24 protein-coding genes are annotated in these 21,047 nt (G+C 37.0%); 16 read left to right on the forward strand and 8 right to left on the reverse strand.

The window, feature by feature from the left end; all coding sequences use genetic code 11:
* The first annotated feature begins 1 nt into the window (after position 1).
* From rplR to rplQ, 11 genes are all read left to right on the forward strand, one after another.
* The gene (rplR, locus tag ABEA36_RS08870) at positions 2-355 is read left to right on the forward strand and encodes a 50S ribosomal protein L18 (protein ID WP_345491226.1); all 354 of its coding nucleotides are present in this window, start codon (positions 2-4) and stop codon (positions 353-355) included.
* Positions 356-369: 14 nt separating this feature from the next.
* Entirely contained in the window at positions 370-870 is a 501-nt protein-coding gene (gene rpsE / locus ABEA36_RS08875; RefSeq protein WP_345491228.1) for a 30S ribosomal protein S5, read from the forward strand.
* A 6-nt stretch (positions 871-876) separates the two neighbouring features.
* Positions 877-1,056: a 50S ribosomal protein L30 gene (gene rpmD / locus ABEA36_RS08880; protein WP_039103338.1), complete on the forward strand. Its 180-nt coding sequence runs from the start codon at positions 877-879 to the stop codon at positions 1,054-1,056.
* Positions 1,057-1,062: 6 nt separating this feature from the next.
* Positions 1,063-1,497 carry a 50S ribosomal protein L15 gene (gene rplO / locus ABEA36_RS08885; protein ID WP_345491232.1) on the forward strand — a complete coding sequence of 145 codons (435 nt, stop codon included), beginning with the start codon at positions 1,063-1,065 and terminating at the stop codon, positions 1,495-1,497.
* Between the two features lie 8 nt (positions 1,498-1,505).
* Positions 1,506-2,849 (forward strand): preprotein translocase subunit SecY, encoded by a 1,344-nt coding sequence (gene secY / locus ABEA36_RS08890; RefSeq protein ID WP_345491234.1) that lies wholly within the window; start codon positions 1,506-1,508, stop codon positions 2,847-2,849.
* Between the two features lie 26 nt (positions 2,850-2,875).
* Positions 2,876-2,989 carry a 50S ribosomal protein L36 gene (gene rpmJ, locus ABEA36_RS08895; protein ID WP_345491237.1) on the forward strand — a complete coding sequence of 38 codons (114 nt, stop codon included), beginning with the start codon at positions 2,876-2,878 and terminating at the stop codon, positions 2,987-2,989.
* A 174-nt stretch (positions 2,990-3,163) separates the two neighbouring features.
* A complete protein-coding gene (gene rpsM / locus ABEA36_RS08900; protein ID WP_345491239.1) occupies positions 3,164-3,520 on the forward strand; it encodes a 30S ribosomal protein S13 in 357 nt (118 codons plus the stop codon).
* 15 nt (positions 3,521-3,535) lie between these two features.
* Positions 3,536-3,925 carry a 30S ribosomal protein S11 gene (gene rpsK, locus ABEA36_RS08905; protein ID WP_345491241.1) on the forward strand — a complete coding sequence of 130 codons (390 nt, stop codon included), beginning with the start codon at positions 3,536-3,538 and terminating at the stop codon, positions 3,923-3,925.
* Positions 3,926-3,959: 34 nt separating this feature from the next.
* Positions 3,960-4,580: a 30S ribosomal protein S4 gene (gene rpsD, locus ABEA36_RS08910; protein ID WP_345491244.1), complete on the forward strand. Its 621-nt coding sequence runs from the start codon at positions 3,960-3,962 to the stop codon at positions 4,578-4,580.
* Between the two features lie 25 nt (positions 4,581-4,605).
* Positions 4,606-5,595: a DNA-directed RNA polymerase subunit alpha gene (locus ABEA36_RS08915; protein ID WP_345491246.1), complete on the forward strand. Its 990-nt coding sequence runs from the start codon at positions 4,606-4,608 to the stop codon at positions 5,593-5,595.
* Positions 5,596-5,623: 28 nt separating this feature from the next.
* Entirely contained in the window at positions 5,624-6,010 is a 387-nt protein-coding gene (gene rplQ / locus ABEA36_RS08920) for a 50S ribosomal protein L17 (RefSeq protein ID WP_345491247.1), read from the forward strand.
* Between the two features lie 124 nt (positions 6,011-6,134).
* Here rplQ and ABEA36_RS08925 read toward each other — a convergent pair whose 3' ends face one another.
* Entirely contained in the window at positions 6,135-6,350 is a 216-nt protein-coding gene (locus tag ABEA36_RS08925; protein WP_345491248.1) for a SlyX family protein, read from the reverse strand.
* A 396-nt stretch (positions 6,351-6,746) separates the two neighbouring features.
* On the opposite strand from ABEA36_RS08925, the gene ABEA36_RS08930 reads away from it, so the two are divergent.
* Positions 6,747-8,156 carry a hypothetical protein gene (locus ABEA36_RS08930; RefSeq protein ID WP_345491249.1) on the forward strand — a complete coding sequence of 470 codons (1,410 nt, stop codon included), beginning with the start codon at positions 6,747-6,749 and terminating at the stop codon, positions 8,154-8,156.
* A 99-nt stretch (positions 8,157-8,255) separates the two neighbouring features.
* On the opposite strand, the gene radC is transcribed toward ABEA36_RS08930, so the two are convergent.
* Both radC and slyD read right to left on the reverse strand, forming a co-directional pair.
* Complete coding sequence (gene radC, locus ABEA36_RS08935) at positions 8,256-8,903, reverse strand: RadC family protein (protein ID WP_345491250.1); 648 nt, start codon at positions 8,901-8,903, stop codon at positions 8,256-8,258.
* A 215-nt stretch (positions 8,904-9,118) separates the two neighbouring features.
* On the reverse strand, positions 9,119-9,697 hold the full coding sequence (gene slyD / locus ABEA36_RS08940) for a peptidylprolyl isomerase (RefSeq protein WP_345491251.1): 579 nt from the start codon (positions 9,695-9,697) through the stop codon (positions 9,119-9,121).
* 317 nt (positions 9,698-10,014) lie between these two features.
* Here slyD and ubiA point away from each other — a divergent pair, with 317 nt between their 5' ends.
* Complete coding sequence (gene ubiA, locus ABEA36_RS08945) at positions 10,015-10,860, forward strand: 4-hydroxybenzoate octaprenyltransferase (protein WP_345491252.1); 846 nt, start codon at positions 10,015-10,017, stop codon at positions 10,858-10,860.
* Here the strand turns inward: ubiA and plsB are convergent.
* On the reverse strand, positions 10,857-13,292 hold the full coding sequence (gene plsB / locus ABEA36_RS08950) for a glycerol-3-phosphate 1-O-acyltransferase PlsB (RefSeq protein ID WP_345491253.1): 2,436 nt from the start codon (positions 13,290-13,292) through the stop codon (positions 10,857-10,859). The two genes, ubiA and plsB, sit on opposite strands and share 4 nt — an antisense overlap.
* Before the next feature lie 427 nt (positions 13,293-13,719).
* Here plsB and rpmB point away from each other — a divergent pair, with 427 nt between their 5' ends.
* Positions 13,720-13,956, forward strand: a complete 237-nt coding sequence (rpmB, locus tag ABEA36_RS08955; protein ID WP_065558426.1) for a 50S ribosomal protein L28 — start codon at positions 13,720-13,722, stop codon at positions 13,954-13,956.
* A 22-nt stretch (positions 13,957-13,978) separates the two neighbouring features.
* Positions 13,979-14,146, forward strand: coding sequence for a 50S ribosomal protein L33 (rpmG, locus tag ABEA36_RS08960; protein ID WP_034884348.1), 168 nt, complete (start codon positions 13,979-13,981; stop codon positions 14,144-14,146).
* Positions 14,147-14,343: 197 nt separating this feature from the next.
* Here rpmG and ABEA36_RS08965 read toward each other — a convergent pair whose 3' ends face one another.
* From ABEA36_RS08965 to ABEA36_RS08980, 4 genes are all read right to left on the reverse strand, one after another.
* Positions 14,344-15,360 (reverse strand): SPFH domain-containing protein, encoded by a 1,017-nt coding sequence (locus ABEA36_RS08965; RefSeq protein ID WP_345491284.1) that lies wholly within the window; start codon positions 15,358-15,360, stop codon positions 14,344-14,346.
* A gap of 37 nt (positions 15,361-15,397) precedes the next feature.
* Positions 15,398-16,786, reverse strand: coding sequence for a hypothetical protein (locus ABEA36_RS08970; RefSeq protein ID WP_345491286.1), 1,389 nt, complete (start codon positions 16,784-16,786; stop codon positions 15,398-15,400).
* Positions 16,787-16,881: 95 nt separating this feature from the next.
* Entirely contained in the window at positions 16,882-18,678 is a 1,797-nt protein-coding gene (locus ABEA36_RS08975; protein WP_345491288.1) for an ABC transporter ATP-binding protein, read from the reverse strand.
* 233 nt (positions 18,679-18,911) lie between these two features.
* Entirely contained in the window at positions 18,912-19,655 is a 744-nt protein-coding gene (locus tag ABEA36_RS08980) for a Crp/Fnr family transcriptional regulator (RefSeq protein WP_345491290.1), read from the reverse strand.
* 211 nt (positions 19,656-19,866) lie between these two features.
* Between ABEA36_RS08980 and ABEA36_RS08985 the strand changes: the two genes are divergently transcribed.
* Entirely contained in the window at positions 19,867-20,979 is a 1,113-nt protein-coding gene (locus ABEA36_RS08985) for a mandelate racemase/muconate lactonizing enzyme family protein (RefSeq protein WP_345491292.1), read from the forward strand.
* Positions 20,980-21,047 lie beyond the last annotated feature (68 nt).

A 21,047-nucleotide genomic window follows, 5' to 3' on the forward strand; every position in this document is an offset into this window, starting at 1 on the left:
TATGGATAAGAAATCAGCTCGTATCCGTCGTGCCACAAAGGCTCGTAGTAAAATGCGTGAGTTATTGGCAACTCGTCTTGTTGTCCACCGTACTCCACGTCATATCTACGCGCAAATTATTGCACCAAACGGATCTGAAGTACTGGCAGCAGCTTCTACATTAGAAAAAGCTATCAGTGAAAATTTAAAATATACCGGAAACATAGATGCTGCTAAAGCTGTAGGTAAAGCTATTGCTGAACGCGCGCTGGCAAAAGACATCAAAGATGTATCTTTTGACCGTTCTGGTTTCCAATATCATGGTCGAGTTCAGGCGCTAGCAGATGCTGCTCGCGAAGCTGGCCTACAGTTCTAAGGTAGGAGTTAAAGATGTCAAACATCGAAAAACAAGCTGGTGAACTGCAGGAAAAACTAATCGCAGTTAACCGCGTTTCAAAAACTGTTAAAGGTGGCCGAATTTTTAGTTTTTCTGCACTAACAGTGGTTGGTGACGGTAATGGTCGTGTCGGTTTTGGTTATGGTAAAGCTCGTGAAGTGCCAGCTGCTATCCAAAAAGCGATGGAAAAAGCACGCCGTAATATGATTAACGTAGCATTAAATAACGATACTTTACAGCATCCAGTTAAAGGGGCTCATACAGGTTCTCGTGTTTATATGCAACCAGCGTCAGAAGGTACTGGTATTATTGCTGGTGGTGCAATGCGTGCCGTTCTTGAAGTTGCCGGTGTTCGCAACGTTCTTGCTAAAGCATATGGTTCTACAAACCCAATTAATGTGGTTCGTGCAACTATTGATGGATTAGAAAATATGAAATCACCAGAAATGGTCGCTGCAAAACGTGGTAAAACCGTCGACGAAATTTTGGGGTAACTAGCCATGGCAAAAACGATTAAAATTACACAAACTCGTAGTTCTATTGGTCGCTTACCGAAGCATAAAGCTACGTTACGTGGTTTAGGATTACGTGGAATTGGTCATACTGTTGAGCGTGAGGATACTCCTGCGATGCGCGGTATGGTTAACCAAGTATATTACATGGTTAAAGTTGAGGAGTAATAAGTTATGCGTTTAAATACTTTATCTCCTGCTGATGGTTCAAAGCATGCATCTAAACGTCTAGGCCGAGGTATCGGTTCTGGTTTAGGTAAAACAGGTGGTCGTGGTGTTAAAGGTCAAAATTCTCGTTCAGGCGGCGGTGTACGTCGTGGTTTCGAGGGTGGTCAAATGCCATTGTATCGTCGTTTACCAAAATTCGGTTTTACTTCGCGAAAATCATTAGTCACTACAGAAGTTCGTCTTTCAGATTTAATGAAAGTTGAAGGTGATGTTGTTGATCTAAATTCGCTTAAAGCCGCAAACATTATTAGTGCACAAATTGAATTCGCGAAAATTATGTTAGCAGGTGAAATTAGCAAACCGGTAACAGTTCGTGGTATGCGTGTAACTAAAGGTGCTAAAGCTGCTATTGAAGCTGCTGGCGGAAAAATCGAGGAATAATTAGAAAGATGGCAAAGCAACCAGGATTAGATTTCCAAAGTACAAGAGGCGGAAGTGGTGAGCTAAAAAGACGTTTATTATTTGTTCTTTTAGCCCTTATTGTTTTCCGTATTGGTTCTTTTATTCCGGTTCCTGGTATCGATACTGAGGCATTGACCAAATTACTTTCACAAGCTGCAAGTGATAATGGCATTATTGGCATGTTCAATATGTTCTCAGGCGGTGCGTTAAGCCGAGCTTCAATTTTTGCATTAGGCATCATGCCGTATATTTCTGCATCTATTATCGTGCAGTTATTAACGGCAATTAGTCCTAAACTTGCAGAGTTGAAAAAAGAAGGTGAGTCAGGCCGTAAAAAAATCAGTCAATACACTCGTTATGGTACATTAGTACTTGCGATTGTACAGGCTGTTGGTATTGCGACAGGATTGCCTCAGATTCCAGGATTTGGTCAAGTTGTTATTAATCCTGGTTTCTCTTTCTATTTTATCGCCTCAGTAAGTTTAGTTACTGGTACTATGTTTCTTATGTGGCTAGGTGAACAAATCACCGAGCGGGGTGTTGGTAATGGTATCTCAATTATTATCTTTGCAGGTATCGTTGCTGGACTTCCTCACGCTATCGGGGAAACCATTGAACAAGCTCGTTCAGGACAATTGCATCCACTTATTTTATTAGTTGTTGCTGCATTAGTTATCGGTATTACTTACTTTGTTGTATTTGTTGAACGTGGTCAACGACGTATTGTTGTTAACTATGCGCAACGTCAGCAAGGTCGCCGAGTTTATGCTGCACAAAGTACTCATTTACCATTGAAGATAAATATGGCTGGTGTTATTCCTGCTATTTTTGCTTCAACAATTGTTATGCTACCAGCAATGATGGCATCATGGTTGCAAGGTGATGGGCAAGGTTGGCGTTATATTTTTGTTGTAATTGGACAGTATTTTTCACATGATCAGCCGTTGTATCTTATTTTTTATGCAGCAGCGATTATTTTCTTCTGTTTCTTCTATACAGCATTAGTATTTAATCCTCGTGAAACAGCTGACCAACTAAAAAAATCAGGTGCATTTATTCCAGGAATTCGTCCAGGTGAACAAACTGCGAAGTATATTGATAAAGTCATGACTCGTTTAACACTTGTTGGTGCTTTATATATTACCTTTGTTTGTTTAGTTCCAATGTTTATGACTTCAGCGATGAAAGTTCCAGTCCAGTTTGGTGGAACATCGTTATTAATCGTTGTCGTAGTAATCATGGATTTTATGGCACAAGTACAGACTCTAATGATGCCAAATCGTTATGAGTCAGTTTTAAAGAAAGCGAATCTTAAAGGCTATGGTCGTTAAGATCGCCCGAAGTTACGGAGAATAAAATGAAAGTTCGTGCTTCAGTCAAGAAATTATGTAGAAATTGCAAAATCATCAAACGTAATGGCGTAGTTCGCGTTATTTGTATTGAAGGTAAGCATAAACAACGTCAAGGTTAATTAATTTACCTTTAAGTTGTACTTTTTACATATTTTACTTGCCAAAGTATAGTAAAGCTGGCTAGAATAGCCAGCCTATAATTTTTGTGGTCCCTTTATTTGAGTATCCTGAAAACGGGCTTTTCAGAATAAAGGTGACTAAATTATATTTTATTTAAGACATAGGAGTGCATAGTGGCCCGTATCGCAGGCATTAACATTCCTGATCAACAACATGCAGTTATTGCTTTACAAGCGATTTATGGCATCGGTAGTACCCGTGCTAAAGTCATCTGTGAAGCTGCTGGTATCCCAGAGCATGTGAAGATCAGAGAACTATCTGAAGATCAGATTGAACAGTTACGTGAACAAGTTGCAAAATTTACCGTAGAAGGTGATTTGCGCCGTGAAGTGACTATGAGTATCAAGCGTTTATTAGACCTTGGTTGTTATCGTGGTATACGTCATCGCCGTGGACTTCCAGTTCGTGGTCAACGTACAAAGACTAACGCTCGTACCCGCAAGGGCCCGCGTAAGCCTATCAAGAAATAATCGGGGTAATTAAGAATGGCAAAGACACCTGTTCGTACACGTAAACGTGTAAAAAAACAAGTTTCTGATGGTATCGCTCATGTTCATGCATCTTTTAACAATACAATCGTAACAATTACCGATCGTCAAGGTAATGCGTTAGGTTGGGCAACCGCTGGTGGTTCTGGATTCCGTGGCTCACGTAAGTCAACTCCATTTGCAGCACAAGTTGCAGCAGAACGTTGTGCTGAAGCTGTAAAAGAATATGGAATTAAGAATCTAGAAGTTATGGTAAAAGGACCTGGTCCGGGTCGTGAGTCAACAATTCGCGCATTAAATGCAGCGGGTTATCGCATCACTAATATTACTGATGTTACTCCGATTCCTCATAACGGTTGTCGTCCACCAAAGAAACGTCGTGTTTAATCACTTGGCGTTTTAGGATTATTGGAGAAAGAAAATGGCAAGATATTTGGGACCAAAACTCAAATTAAGTCGTCGTGAAGGTACTGATTTATTTTTAAAATCAGGCGTTCGCGCGGTAGATAGTAAATGTAAGCTAGAACAAGCTCCTGGTCAGCATGGTGCGCGTAAACCGCGTTTATCTGATTATGGTGTTCAGCTACGTGAAAAACAAAAAGTTCGTCGTATTTATGGGATTTTAGAAAAACAATTCCGTAACTATTATAAAGCCGCAGCTCGAATTAAAGGTAACACAGGTGAAAACCTTCTTAACCTTTTAGAATGTCGCTTAGATAACGTTGTTTATCGTATGGGATTTGGTGCAACTCGCGCTGAAGCTCGTCAATTAGTCAGTCATAAAGCAGTACTTGTTAATGGCCGTGTTGTTAATATCGCATCTTACCAAGTTTCACCTGAAGATGTGGTTAGTGTTCGTGAAAAAGCGAAAAAACAAGCACGTGTTAAAGCCGCTTTAGAATTATCTGAACAACGTGAAAAACCAACTTGGTTAGAAGTTGATGCCAGTAAAATGGAAGGTGTATTTAAACGTATGCCTGAACGCTCAGATTTATCTGCGGACATCAATGAACATTTGATTGTCGAACTTTACTCTAAGTAAAGTTTAGTACTTAAGAGAGGACACAATGCAGGGTTCTGTAACAGAGTTTTTAAAACCTCACCTAGTTGATGTTGTTCAATACAATCAAACACACGCAAAAGTGACTTTAGAGCCACTTGAGCGTGGTTTTGGTCACACACTAGGCAATGCACTGCGCCGTATTTTATTGTCATCAATGCCGGGATGTGCTGTAACGGAAGTTGAGATTGATGGTGTGTTGCATGAATACAGTACTAAAGAAGGCGTCCAGGAGGATGTGCTTGATATTCTGTTAAATCTTAAAAAATTAGCAGTCAAAGTACATTCTAAAGATGATGTAATGTTAACTCTGAATAAATCAGGAGCAGGTGTTGTTACTGCAAGTGATATTATTCATGATGGTGATGTTGAGATCGTCAATCCGGATCTTGTGATTTGTCATCTTACTGATGCTAATGCTTCAATTAGTATGCGTATTCGTGTACAAAGAGGTCGTGGATACGTTCCTGCTTCTGCTCGTGTACGTACAGAAGACGAAGAACGTCCAATTGGTCGTCTACTTGTTGATGCATGTTTCAGTCCAATCGACAGAATAGCCTATTCTGTAGAAGCAGCGCGTGTTGAACAACGTACGGATTTAGATAAATTAGTTATCGATATGGAAACTAACGGTACTATTGATCCAGAAGAGTCAATTCGTCGTGCATCTACAATTTTGGCTGAACAGCTTGAAGCTTTTGTTGACTTACGTGATGTTCGTCAACCAGAAGTTAAAGAAGACAAACCAGAATTTGATCCAATTCTACTACGTCCAGTAGATGATTTGGAATTAACCGTTCGTTCTGCAAACTGTCTAAAAGCAGAAGCAGTTCATTACATTGGTGATTTAGTACAACGTACTGAAGTTGAGTTATTAAAAACCCCTAATCTTGGTAAGAAATCGCTTACTGAAATTAAGGATGTGCTCGCTTCTCGTGGTTTATCTCTTGGTATGCGCCTTGAGAATTGGCCACCGGCAAGTATTGTTGAAGACTAATTAAAGTTTATATAAGAAGGATAAAGTTATGCGCCATCGTAAAAGTGGTCGTCAACTGAATCGTAATAGCAGTCATCGTCAAGCTATGTTTCGTAATATGACAAGTTCGCTTGTTGAACACGAAATTATCAAGACAACTTTACCTAAGGCTAAAGAGCTGCGTCGAGTAGTTGAACCGTTAATTACGTTAGCCAAAAGCGATAGTGTGGCTAATCGTCGTTTGGCTTTTGCTCGTATCCGTAATGCGGATGCAGTAAAAAAATTATTTTCAGATTTAGGTCCGCGTTTCGCAAACCGTCCTGGTGGATATGTTCGCATACTAAAATGTGGCTTCCGTGCTGGTGATAATGCACCAATGGCTTATATTGAATTAGTTGATCGTCCTGCTGTTGAAGCAGAAGCATCTGCTGAATAAATATTCTAGTATGTAATAAAAAACCGACTTAATGTCGGTTTTTTTATAACAATAATATACTCAGTTGCTCTATTTTATTCTGTGCCAGTTTATATTTTTCTATATAACCATTTTGCCAATGATTTTAATAATGTGGCGGAGGGGTTTCTTCAGACATACTCGCAATATTTGATGTATGCGTGGCTTGTAACTTTTTAGATACTAATGTTAGTTGTTCTTTTAATTTAGCCATTTCTGACTGCAATTGAATAACCATTTGATTCAGTTCTTCAATTGTCATTTCTTGAAAGCTTATTTTAGTTTCCAATTGTTCGATCTGTCTTTCTATTAACTTATTCATAATGACTCGTGTGATATATGATTTGCTTATTATAGGCAATTTATCGCTAAAACAAACATTATGTTTGAATTAATTTCTCTACGTTTACTTAAACAAATACTAAAACAATGCTTTTCAATGACTATTTCCATTTATACTATGTTGTATAGTATACATAAAACCGTTACAATTAGATTTATTAAAATTTATAAATAAATCATCGGTGTAAATTGACTAACATTTCATCATGATATATAAGGTATTGTAAAATATAAAAATATAAAAATATAAAAATATAAAAATATAAAAATATAAAAATATAAAAATATAAAAATATAAAAATATAAAAATATAAAAATATAAAAATATAAAAATATAAAAATATAAAAATACGATAACGGTATAAGGAAAGATTAAATGATTAACTTCTATGACGAATCAGAAGGTGGTACCTGTCTGCTTAAAACGTTTTGTTTGAAAATATGCGCTAAACTGAATTTAGCAAGTGCATTACTTGTTTTACTTGCAACTTGCAGTGCTAATGCGGGGTTAACCTCAACCACCGCTTATAGTATACAAGGCACTGCACCCTACCTTACCTATGATGGTGGTATTACTAAAGTCACGACTACAGATGAATTACTTTGGATAAAGCTATCTGATGGCACGTTATACACAAAAGTAGATAATAACTCCACCGCATCAAATCCGATAGTACTCCCAGTAGAAGGGCAGACTATGGCGAACATTGATATGTTAGTCCCTGTTTCGACCACCGTGACATCTGCAACAGATCCAACGCAAACAATCAGTCTTGATTCATTAATGAAAGATCCTTATCACTACTGGGCGGATGATGACGATGATGGTAATATTAGCGCCACAGGAAGTCTTAGTGTGATGATTAAAGATTCATTAGGCCGTCAAATCGAACGTTCTGATATATTAACCAATTGCTTTTCCCCTTATCAAGTAACATTAACAAGCACTGCTGGTGTACTCTCGACTCAGTACGGGATTCCTAATTCTTCTAGTTTTACTGAAGCAACGACAACTTATTACATTGCTCCTAAATCTGACGCACCCTATGCATGTTATGCTCAACCCAATTTAACTAGTAGTGGTGGTAGTTATGATGGGCCATCCGAACAATGGGATGCAACAAAGGGGTTTAAACTACAAGATATCACGAATTCTTCAAGTAATTTTCCCACAATCGGTGCTAAAGGATTTTATTTCACTTTATTACTAGAGAGTGCCATTTCCAATACTGTAACTTATAGTAAGACACCGTCAACGTCACCGTTAGGTTTAACATTGACACAAAGTGATAACGGTGTAAAAGTTGAGTTGACCGGGCCTGGTGATGGTTCTACTAAGGCTCAAGCGATGGCATTTACGCCAACCGAGTTTACATTAAAGGCTGGAAACACGGTACTTTATACATTTAAAATTCAAACTTGGTTTATCGCAAAACGAACTGATCCGATTAGCTACAGTACAGCACAAACATACTGTACGGATTTAGGCTATAGTCTACCAACAATAGCTAATTATACGAATGCTAATGGCGATGGTTGGACTGGTGGCTTATCTGGGCAGGACAATCGTTACCAACGGCGTATTGCAGGTGGATTATTCGCTGAATGGGGGAGTGCTAGTTTTACATACTATACAAATATTGACTTTGAAAGTACGCTTTATTTTTGGTCCTCACAATCGAAGAATAATACAAATAATCAATATATAGTATTTAGTAATGACGGTAGAATTTTTGATATGAGTCAAGCAAATGGTAACGCAAAAGTGTCTTGCATTAATAATTAGTCTTATTATTCATTTTCACTTATTTAGCCACGATATATCGTGGCTATTTTATTCACTAGCCATACACGTTATTTGAGGCAGGTGTAATCTGAAAAAGCTCTACAGCCAACCTCGTTCAGCAAAAGAGACATATTCACCTTTGCCGATAACAAAATGATCAATAATGCGTATATCGACTAAATCACAAGCTTGCTCAATCTGGTGAGTGATATGGCGATCTGCTTGGCTTGGTTCAGCCATTCCGGATGGGTGATTATGTGCTAAGATTAATGCCGCTGCATTATATTTTAATGCTTGTCGAACAATCTCTCTAGGGTGTACCTCTACAGAATTGTAAGTGCCTACAAACATTTCTTCCGCCTCTATGACATTATTTTGATTATTTAGAAAAATGACCAAAAATATTTCACGGTCTTTATCAGCTAAACGACTGGCAAGGTAATGATGAGTCAGGTTTGGTGACGTCAGGGAACTTTGACAAAGCATTTTTACTTTTAAATAGCGGTGAGATAATTCAATTACGGCTTTAAGTTGTGTATATTTTACTTTACCAAGGCCAAGCTTTTGGCAAAATTGATGTTCGCTGGCACTCATTAAGTGATATAACGATCCAAATTCATTTAATAGATTTTGTGATAATGTGAGTACTGGCAAACCGCGTGTACCCGTTCGTAAAAAGATGGCTAATAATTCATGATCAGTCAGTGATTCTGCGCCAAATTTAAGCAGTTTTTCTCGTGGCATCATATGTCTATACAACCTTACTGAGTTATAACTACATCATATTGTGTAGATAATAAAGCGTCAGGCGAATACTCCAGCGAGTTTTTATAAAAGAGATCGCAAAAAACAAAAATTTTTGCCAATTTCGGCTAACAATGGATATAAAAATGCACCATTACAAAGTGAGCATAATTGCTGACAAATAATGGTGCAGTAATATGGTTTATGACGTTAAAAGATTAATGTCGGCATCCACAACCACCGTGACCGCCGCCACAGCATCCATCATCTTCTTCTTCATCATGATGACCATGGCCACCACAACAACCATCCTCACCATGATCATGACCATGCGCGCCATGAACGTGACCATGCGCTAATTCTTGGTCAGTTGCTTCGCGTACATTAATGACTTCAACATTAAATTTTAAGTCTTGGCCTGCTAACATATGGTTTCCATCAACTGTGACTTTGTCGCCATCGATAGCTGTGATTTCAACGGGTACCGGCCCATGCTCGGTATCAGCTAAAAAGCGCATACCAACTTCTAAATCATCAACACCAACGAAAACATCACGAGGCACTTGTTGTACTAAATTATCGTTGTAATCACCGTAGGCATTATTTGATGCAACTTCAACATCAAATTTATCTCCAGCTTGTCGGCCTTCTAGTGCGTCTTCTAACCCTTTGATTAAGTTTCCTGCACCGTGTAAATATTCAAGTGGTGCAACGGCTGTAGCTTCATCAACTAATACACCATCTTTAGTACGAACTTGGTAAGCAAGGCTTACAACGCTATCTTTTGCTATTTTCATTTCATCTCCGGTTGTTAGCGAGAAAAGATTTAACGATTTTATCTGAAAAATATAGCAATGTATTCTTTTTTTAATCATTTAATTTGCAAAACAAGATTCTTTACTATTATTCGTAACACAGCTTAATCATTTAACTTATGCATGGGGTTAAGCTAGGGGTGCCCATCCTTTTCATTATGGTCATATCTTCGGCTAGTATTTAGCTATAATAGCTCGTTGTGCTTTAACCTGCGATTATCCTGAATCAATAGCATTTCACTTGTACAAGATATTCATCTATACTTTGTCTCAATAATTGATTACGTTATGATTGTTATATGAATAAAACTGTTCTTGCATATTGTCAGTTAATGCGGCTAGATAAGCCGATAGGGACTTTGTTGTTACTTTGGCCGACTTTTTGGGCTCTTTGGTTAACTGGCTCTCCCTCATGGCATCACTTTATTGTGTTTACCTTTGGCGTCATTAGTATGCGGGCTGCGGGTTGCGTTATTAATGATTTTGCTGATCGTGAATTTGATGGCCATGTTGAACGAACCAAGCATCGTCCTTTAGCGAGTGGTAGACTCAAGGCGAAAAATGCCTTGATGACATTTGCGGTGTTAATTGTTATTTCTGTTTTACTATTACTAACACTCCCACCATTAAGCTGGCTAATTGCATGTTTTGCCTTATTAACGACATTAATCTATCCTTTTATGAAAAGGTATACAAACCTACCACAAGTGGTGTTAGGTGTTGCCTTTAGTTGGGGAATTCCAATGGTTTATGCTGCAAGTATTGGCTCATTTCCGATAAGCTGCTGGTTATTATTTATTGCCAATATTTGCTGGACCATCGCTTATGATACACAGTACGCGATGGTTGATCGCAATGATGATTTAAAAATTGGTATCAAATCGACAGCGATTTTATTCGGACAACATGATAAATTCATTATTGGTTTGTTACAGTTTACGACACTTATTCTATTTGCGGTGCTTGCTGTTACCAGCCAATTATCGATCATGTTTTACATTGCATTGAGCGTTGTCGCAGGATTATTTATATATCAACAACGACTGATCAAAGAGAGAGAACGGGAACGCTGTTTTAAGGCGTTCCTCAATAATAATTACGTAGGATTGACGATTTTTGTCGGTATATTACTTAATTATTTTTAATAAATCTCTTCAATCGTTTGTAATACTCTGCTGGTGATAAGTGGCTTAAGCGTTTCATTCATCAGTTTAATTTTATCTAAACTACCCTCGTCTTTATCATCGAGATAGCCTTGTTCACGTAACGTCGAAACTAATGTCGAGAACACGCCTTTATCAAAAAACTCTGGTGCATTGATTCCATGCAAAACAGAGAGCCGTTCAGCAATCAGCCTACTCTCTTTTTCAAGACTTGCACGGCTCATGGCCGGATCTTTTTGCAGTAATGAAAACGCGATAGCATAACGTTGTAATGTATCTTTTGAGCCTGATGCAAGTAGCTGCATTGAGGCAATTTTAAGGTAATTAAGCGTGATGCGCTCAGGCGTATAATTAATCAAATTTAATTCAGCAAAGCTGTGAATCAGTTTATTAACATAGGTTAAAAGTTGTTCTTCATCATAACGAATAAACAATTCTGATTTTATTAATGGGTATAGCCGTAAGACTTGAGCAATCAGCTCATCAGCTGAGATCCGATTATGTTTAACCATGATTCTAGCCATGATCGCCGGAATGATGATCAAGTGCTGAATGTTATTACGGTAATAAGTCATTAAAATCGCTTGTTCTGGGCTGAGGCTAACAATTTCACCCGCATCATCTTCTGTAATAACAAATTTACCCATCGCTTTAGCATGTTCAAAGAGCTCTTCAGCACTATTATTTGGCACGGTAATCAGTTCAGAATAGGGTACATTCTTCAACATAACCAGCGCATGATTAATATGTTCAATCAGGCGTTTTTTTGTTAAAGCACTTTGCTGAGATGCTAACAAAATAGAACAACATAAATTCATGGCATTAACTGCGGCAGATGAATTAATGCTTTCCATAATATTTTTAGCCAGTAAATTGGTGGTTGGTGTTAACCAGTTTGGTCTAGCCGCACCAGTTGGGTCAATTGCCTCACGCCATTCTGGAATATGATGATTTAAGAATTGATTTAGCGGGATTGGTTGGCCAAAGTTGACATAACCATAACCCAGTTTTTTGAGTTTAAAAAAAGCTTTTATGGTTTGCCATAAACTTTCTTTCTTTTTGGTTGCTCCGCGTAATTCATTTGCATAAGTCGCGACTTCAAGCACGTGCTCATAACCAATATAAACAGGTACGATTGAGATGGGTCTTGGATCTCCACGCAAAAGAGTTTGAATGGTCATCATTAACATGCCGGTTTTAGGATCAAGTAATCGGCCTGTTCGCGAGCGCCCACCTTCAATAAAATATTCAACAGAGTACCCACGCATAAAGAGTTCAGCAAGATATTCACGAAATACTGCAGTATAAAGCTTATTCCCCTTAAATGAACGACGAATGAAAAAGGCGCCTAAACGACGGAATATGGGGCCTGCAGGCCAAAAATTAAGATTAATCCCTGCTGCAATATGTGGTGGGACCAGCCCTTGTCGATAAAGCACATAGGATAATAATAAGTAATCCATGTGACTCCGATGACATGGTGCGTAAACAATTTCATGCCCATTCTGTGCAAGTTCACGGATAGGATCTGCATTTGTGACCTTCAATCCCTGGTAGAGGCGACTCCATGCCCAAGTTAATACAAAATCGGTCATTTTTAATGCGCGATAAGTAAAATTAGCAGCAATCTCATTTAACATCGATAATGCATTTTTTCTTGCTTTTTCAAGTGAAATATTTTTACTTTTGGCTTCTTCTTGTATTGCGTCTGTCAATGCAGGATTGTTTAGTAATTTTCTCAGCATTTGCTGTCTGACAGGCAGTGTCGGGCCAACTGATGCAGTTCGCTGTTTTGAAAAATGTATACGCGCGACGCGTGATAATTTTAGTGCTAAGGTTGTAATTTGTTCATCATTTTCGTTAACCTGTGCAGCTAAATTCTTGAATGAAACGGTATTTGAAAAGCGAGTATAACAATCACGTCCAGAAAAAATCATTTTAATAAATTTACGCGTTCCACCTAACACTTGAAGTGAAAGCTTCTTTTTACCTTCTTTATCTGGTGCGCGACTGAACATCACCGACACCGGTAACATTTGCACATCAAGTTCGCTATCATGTTTATGTGCTTTTATATATTCGCCAATAATCTCAATGGATTTCTTTTTTTGTTGATTAGACGCAAACATACCCGGTCCTTTATCAATATAAAGAAAAGCGGGTAATAACCCATTATCCGTTTTCACACCTTGTAGTGGGTCCGGTAATTGATATTTTTCACATAGCGAACGTACAACCATCAAATCGATTTTTGAGTTGTAAGGTAGAACATATAAAATAGGTTTTTGTTTATCTATATTCAGTTCTTGTATTGGGTCTGTTGGGATTGACTTGCTTTGTACGAAAAATTTGACTGGAATACGAATTATCGAAAAACAAGCCTTAGTCCACCAAGACATTGTCCATGTTGACATAATTTAAACAACTCAGAATATTAAAAATAAGTGATATATAATAGCAAAAATCAGTAAAAAAAATAGTCTATGCGTAAGAAAAGTTATTGTAGGAATTGTTAATAACTATCTAAGCCATTATTATGATTGTTGGATTCTTAAAGTATCATAACTGATATGTTAGTATTCTTTTATTGCAAACCTATTTTCAATTTTAATGAAAAATAGGATTTTTTAACGTCAAAAATGTAATAGTACTTGAGAATATTTGTATAACAGCGTATACTTCGCTACCTTAATTATTGTGGGTATAGTATAAGAAGTTGGTCTATGGGCTGTAAAGACTGTTCTTAACAACCTAATAGAAAACTAAAGCCTGACGAGGTTAATGTTCCATTAACATATTATATCCAAGGCCTAAGCATTGAAATTTCGGAGAATTATTGACATGTCACGAGTATGCCAAGTAACAGGCAAGAAACCATTAGTAGGGAACAATCGTTCGCATGCGATGAATGCTACTAAACGTCGTTTTCTGCCAAATCTTCAAACTCACCGTTTCTGGATTGAGAGTGAAAAACGTTTTGTAAAATTACGTGTATCAGCTAAAGGTATGCGCACTATTGATAAAAAGGGTATTGATGCAGTTCTTGCTGAACTTCGTGCCCGTGGTGAAAAATACTAAGAAACTATAAAGGAAAATTATCATGGCTAAAGGTGTACGTGAAAAAATTAGACTAGTTTCTTCTGCTGGTACTGGTCATTTTTATACAACTAGCAAAAATAAAAGAACAATGCCTGAAAAAATGGAGATCAAAAAATATGATCCTGTTGTTCGTCAGCATGTTGTTTATAAAGAAGCTAAAATTAAATAAGCGATTTATTTAGATATAAAAAAACCCAGCAAATGCTGGGTTTTTTGTTTTTTTAATCTGAAGATTCAATCGGTTGGATATTTTGTTAAAATGTTTTCGTTTACCTTATATTACACTTATTGATTATGACTATTTAAATATTTATATTACATAAAAACTGAAATCAATTAAGCTTATGTATGGCTAACGATAATTGATTACATTCGCTCTAAAATCTGCTTCTTTTTAGCATCAAATTCTTCTTGAGTCAGTATTCCATCATCCAGTAATGATTTGAGTTTTTTAAGTTGATTAAATATTTCATCATCTGTTTGTGAAGACTGTGTGGGAGCCGCTGTGCCACCTTTATTTAAATCAAATGATTTTGCAACTTCAAATCCGGCACCTAGCTGTAATCCAGCTCCGGCTAGCCCTCCTTCATTTTTAGCAGCATCACGGAGAGCTTTAAGTTTTTCATGATCGACATAATTTAATCCTACTGCTTGTGCAGCAAGTGCATCAGATCGTGAATCAGCTATTTTATTGATGCGTTGCACTGTTTCTTCATTAAAAGAGGTGGCTTCAATACGAAAATCCGTTAAAGACAAACCTAACTCATTAAATATCGTTTGCAGCGTTTCTTTTATTTCCTGTGATAGTTTAGCTAATTGAGCATCAATATTCTGATAGGCATAACGATCAGTCGCTAGTTGTGTTGCAATGCTTGGTATGATACGAGATACTATCAATTGACGGAGATCATTTGCGGTATAAGAGGCTTTCGTTCCAATAATATTTGTAAAAAATGATTCAGCTTGTGTGATTCGTATAGAATAGGTTCCATATGCGCCAAGTTCAATCGGGAACTGGTAGACGCTATCGACATATTTTATTGGAGTTGATGTGCCCCATTTTTGATTAACAAGCTCTGCTAAACGGAAAAAGTAAACTCTCATTTTATGTTCACTTTCAAAACTTTGCATAATTTTAAGCAAGTTGGTAATAAACGGATGGTTAGCGGTTGATAGCTCGTAAGTACCTTGTTCAGTTAATACGTCGATGACTTTCCCTTCATAAACAAGAATGCATCCTTGACCTGGATTAATAATGAGTTTACTCGCATTTTTTATTTCATCAGTCGGTGCCGAAAATTGAGAAAATAAAATATCGGATCCCTGATTCGACCATTCGATAACAGTTCTAAGTTGACGTTTAAAAAATTTGCCTAGTGCCATATTTTATTCCTTTTTTATTTTAATCATTATAGTTATTTTAATCTTTTAATGTAATACGCTTAATAAGACTACCATTGGCGCTAATGATTGCATATTGGTTGCAATCTTGTTTCGCTATAAAGTTCTCACCGTAGGGGGTAATTTCTTTTATAGTGAATAATTCATCTGATAAAGTCCATATGACTTTACCATGTTCAATATCAATTTGTTGGTAATTATAATTGGCTCCTGGTGCCGCATTAGCTTTTGTTTTAATAATCAGAATATGATTATCCGAATATAAAATAGACGGATCAAAGTATAAACGATTGGGAGTAAGGTTTTTATGATTCATCACCGTAACCAGTTTATTGTGGCGGTAAGCAGAATCAATCACAATATCATAAGCCGTATTACTGTCAGTATGTTTGCCATACTCTGTGAGTTTTTCATCGCCAACGTTCGCTGATCGGATCGATAAATGGGGTTTTCCATCATAACTAACATAGGTAAATTTTATTAATTTATTATCTTCACCATATCGATTAGCAAAATCATAAGTGGTATGTTCTCGAGTGTCATCAGGGGCTCGTTTAGGTCGGTTTTTGAGCATTTGAAAATCATAATTATCAACATACACTTCATCAATTAAAGGATAATAATAAATCTTTTTACCGTCATTAGTTAAAATATGGAATGCATTACCAGATGTTGTTTGGGATATTGTCACTGATGCTAAACCAGTTTGATAATCGGGATGATTATGCAATAAAGACGGGGTAATATTATCCAATTTAGCGTTTATTTTATCGAGCAGAAATATCGTATTGTTATTTGCAACAAAATAGGTTTTGTCATTGGAAAAATCGAGATATGACCATTTTACTTGACCAAATTTATCGGTTGAAAGTTTATCAATGGGGTGCTCTTTTATGCTTTTATTTGACGTTAAATCATAAATGGTAAAAAAGAAATGATGATCATTATATGCATATGAATGATCTTCCAACGTTAGAATATAGGCTTTATCTTTATCAATAATGGTTGAGCAATATTCATACTGAGTGTGAAATTTCTTCGGTACTTCAGTTATTTTAGCGGTGGTTGGTTGGCTATTCACACCACTTGATGATGCGGTATTTTGTACTTGACTCACTCTGCTTTGTGAAGGTGGATTGTCAGATTGACGTTTAAATAGCAACGTAAACACTGTCACCAACACAATGACACCAATTGACGCTAAAACAATTTTTAATGTCGGATTATGGGTAAAAGCGTTGATTGGCTTTGTTGGCCGATTTTGATGATGAATATGAATATTAATATCATCATTATCTAAAAAGTACTCGGTTTGGCAATTATCACAGCGATAATGTTCTGGTTTAATTTCCGTCTTTTGAACACTACCACAATTGGGGCACTTTATTACTTTTATTTGTTTGGCCATTCTGTTTTATTCTACTAATTATTATTTTGAATGAAATGAGCTTGTCATTTTAGCTATTTTCTAAAATAGTGTCACCTGACATATTTGTTTGTGTTTTAATTTTCTGTCTCATGTTCAAATGTCTTAGCAATTTTTTCAACATTTAGACTACGAGCCATTGCATCAAAGATATGTTTATACGCACCGTCTGCTTGGTAAAGTGCTTCATGGGTCCCAGATTCGACCATATGGCCATTTTCAAGCACATAGATACAATCGGCATCAATAATTTGTGAAATACTATGTGAAATAATAACTACCGTTCGCCCTTGTTTAATGGCATCCATACTATTTTTTATCTGTTCTGTTGAAATAGCATCTAGACTAGCAGTAGGTTCATCTAAAAATATAATGGGCGGATTTTTTAAAAACATTCTGGCAATCGCGATCTTTTGTTGCTGTCCACCTGATAGCGATAAGGCTGACGTTTCATATTGTTTTGGCAGATTCATAATTTGTTCATGTAGATAGGCTTGTTTAGCTGCCACAATGACGTCTTCATTGGTTGCAAGGGGATTACCATATAAAATATTTTCTTTAATCGTACCATTAAAAATATGGTTTTTTTGTAGTACTAAGCCAATATTATTTCGTAAACAAGCCGTGTCATATTGATCTAATTTAACGCCATCAAGCAAAATTTGACCGGAATCGGGAGCATAAAATTTATCTAATAAATTAATTAACGTACTTTTCCCTGCACCCGAAAGTCCCACTAATGCTGTAATTTTACCCGGCTCAATCGTCATATTAATATTGTGTAATGTTTGTTTTTCATTGTTAGGATAAGTAAAATTAACTTGTTTCAATTCAAATAAGCCATTAACTTTTGCCGGTGAAAAATCACCAGAGCGTTCAATGTGATGATCGGCATGGAGAATATCAAAAAACCCCTCCGAATAAATCAATGCATCATTCATTTGGTCATAGATTAAATGTAAACGACGAATTGGTGCAGTCACATTATTGAATAACAGTATGTGGAACATAATTGCGCCGATAGTCATCTGATTTGTTAATACGAAATAGGTCGTTAATAGGATAATGAGTACTACACCAATTTGTTCAATGAAGGTTTTGAAACCATCAAAGAAAAAACTGGTTTTACGTATTTGCATTTGTTTATTTGTTAAATCAGTTTGCAGTTGCATCTGCTTTGTTCGTTCAATATCTTCTCGTAAAAACGACTTAATTACGGGGATCGATTCAATAATACTTAAAATTCCCTGACTTTTATTTTCACGTAATGTTTTGATTGCGCGTCGACCAACCGTGAGTTTTTGCGCTTGTAAACGGCTAGTATAGTAATAAATGGGGACGATACAAAAGCCGACCAAACCAACATAAACGTTAGCTTGAAACATCATCAGTAATGCGACAATCGCATTGGCAAAAAGCGGTAATATATCGATGAAAAAATTTTGAATTAGTCGCGTTAAGCTTTCAACACCTTTATCAATCCGCGTCTGTAATTTACCTGGTTGATTATCGTTACCACTATAAAAAGCCAGTTGATAGGTTAAAACCTTTTCAATCACAGTTTGCGCGAGATCTTGTGATAAATAAATACGTAATTTTTCACCATAAAATTTTTGCCCAAACTGGATAAAAAGGTTGATAATTTCTTTACCGATTAGAATTATTGAAATAAAAATCAGCACATTAAATCCATCTTGTAAACTTTTATGCGAATCCAAAAGTGCATTAATCGCATCTACCGTGTAGCGTAGCACCCAAGCATTAACCTGTGCCGTTAATGAGCCAATAAACGTTAAAATTAGTGTGAAAATAACCAGCCAGCGATAAGGACGAACATAAGGTCGAATGTTCTTAAACAATTGAAATAACGTCATGCAAGATCCTTATTTGCGGTGATTATATAAATGAAATGAGATAAATCAAAAGCATATTGCATATAGTAGGAAGCAGATTTAATAAAATCAAATCGGATTATGCTATTAGTTTTATTACTGAGGTTGCTCAAAACCCATGAATATAAATTCAGGGGGTTACGATGGTATAAAGCATCACGTTAGGATTGAAAGATTTTTAACCGCCATCGGTTGCTTATCATAAATTGATATCGTTATTCATCAATGTAGAGTTGTTTTAATGCCTGAATATTGGTAATCGTAATTTTACCATAACGCGCTTTCAACCAACCTAATTTTTCCCACTCAACCAACCGTTTATTAATCGTTTGTCTTGCTGAATGTGTCAGCGTCGCGAGGTCATCTTGTGTAAAATGTAAGCTAATCAAGATTCCCTCTTGATTGATGACCCCATAACCTTCGGCTAGGCTTACTAATCTTTTTGCAAGCCGTGCTGAGACGGATAAGAGCGTTGAATCATTTAGCATGGTGAATGCTGTTCTTACCACTCGACATAATAAACTCGCTAAAAACTTATAAAATATAGGATATTGTATCAGTAAGGTTTGTAGCTCTTTTTCAGAAATTACCAGTAATGTTGTCTGACTAATTGCGATAGCATCATGAGTTCGTCGGGAACGATCTAGTACCCCGATTTCACCAAACCAGCTTGCTGGCGCTAAATAACGAAAAACACACTCATTACCTTCTGCTGATATTGAACTGACTTTTACCGAGCCAGTGAGTATGGCATAAATGTCTTTTGCTTCATCACCATAATAATGAATGATATCCCCGTCTTGGAACCGCTTTAGTGTTGCAATATTTAAGATTGCGCAAACAAGATAATCCGGTAATTCTTTAAACCAGCTATTACCTAATAGCAACGTTTTGATTTTTGTTTTCAAATATTCATCAAGATTTGTATTTGATTTCAGTGACTGTAATGTGTGTTGCATAAACAGCGCCTCATATGAAGGGGATTGTGCAATGACCTGTAGATTACTATTAAACTTTTCATTACCACAAAATAAAAATATCCAAACTTAGAACAACATCATAAAACTGAAATTTATTTAATAGTGTGTCAATTGTTTGACAGTTTTTTACTTTTTTGAACTGCTAGTGTGTAAACGCAAAATTAAATTTACTTAACGGTGGAGATATTCAATGAAGATTGTTTCATTAAAAACGTTCATTATGCACGTTCCTGTCAGTAAAACTGTTATTGGCGATTCGACGCATACGGTAACACACTGGGGAATGCCCGGGGTCATGATTGAAGCGGATAATGGACTGGTTGGCTATGGTTATTCTGGTACGCATGCTGATCTAGTTACAGACCGCTTAATCACCAATATTATTAGCGAAGTCTTTGCTCCCATGCTCATTGGTGAAGATCCTGCTGAAGTGCGTTATTTAAATCGTAAATTATCGCGAAGTTCAACCAATATTTGGGTTGGTCGGGGTGGCTTAATGCAAATGGCACTATCGGCAATTGATATTGCATTATGGGATCTTAAAGCAAAAGAAGTGGAACAACCATTATGGAAGGTGTTGGGGGGCAGCAAAGAAGCCAAAGTTGCTGCTTATAATACAGACTGTGGTTGGCTCGTTCGCGATACTCCTGAATTGGTCGATGATTGTAAGAAAATGATTTTTGAAGAAGGTTTTAATGCGATCAAAATGAAAATCGGTAAGCCGAACCCAAAAGATGATATGTTACGCATTGAAGCAGTGAGAAATGCAATCGGAAATGATGCGCAATTGATGGTTGATGCTAATGCTAAATGGGATATTAGCACAGCTAAACAATACGGTACTCGACTTGCTGATTTTGATATTACCTGGTTTGAAGAACCGATGTGGCATGAAGATGTGTTAAGCCATAAAATTTTAGCTGAGCATATTTCAACCCCAATCGCATTAGGTGAATTACTTTATCAATTTGATACATATAAAGAATTCGTTGTAGCAGGCGCGGTTGATTATCTACAGCCAGATGCAACGCGGTGTGGCGGTATTACCGCAGTGTGGGAGATCGCCGATCTCGGTATGGCATTTAATTTACCTGTTACTCCGCATCATGGTGATATGATGCAAGCGCAATTACACCTAGTTATGGCTCACCCATCTTGTTCATTACTCGAATATATTCCGTGGACACTGGATTGTTTTGAGCATCCAGTCATCGTCAAAGATGGTTTTTATCAAACACCTACCGCCCCAGGAGCAGGTACCACATTACGTAAAGATGCTATGGAACGTTTTTGTGTGAAATAACAACGAGAAACTCAACATACATGCGTCTTGTCAGGCGCATAAGTAATCTTTAATTATGATTAATGATA

This window comes from Orbus sasakiae (assembly GCF_039542345.1).
Classification (GTDB): Bacteria; Pseudomonadota; Gammaproteobacteria; order Enterobacterales; family Orbaceae; genus Orbus; species Orbus sasakiae.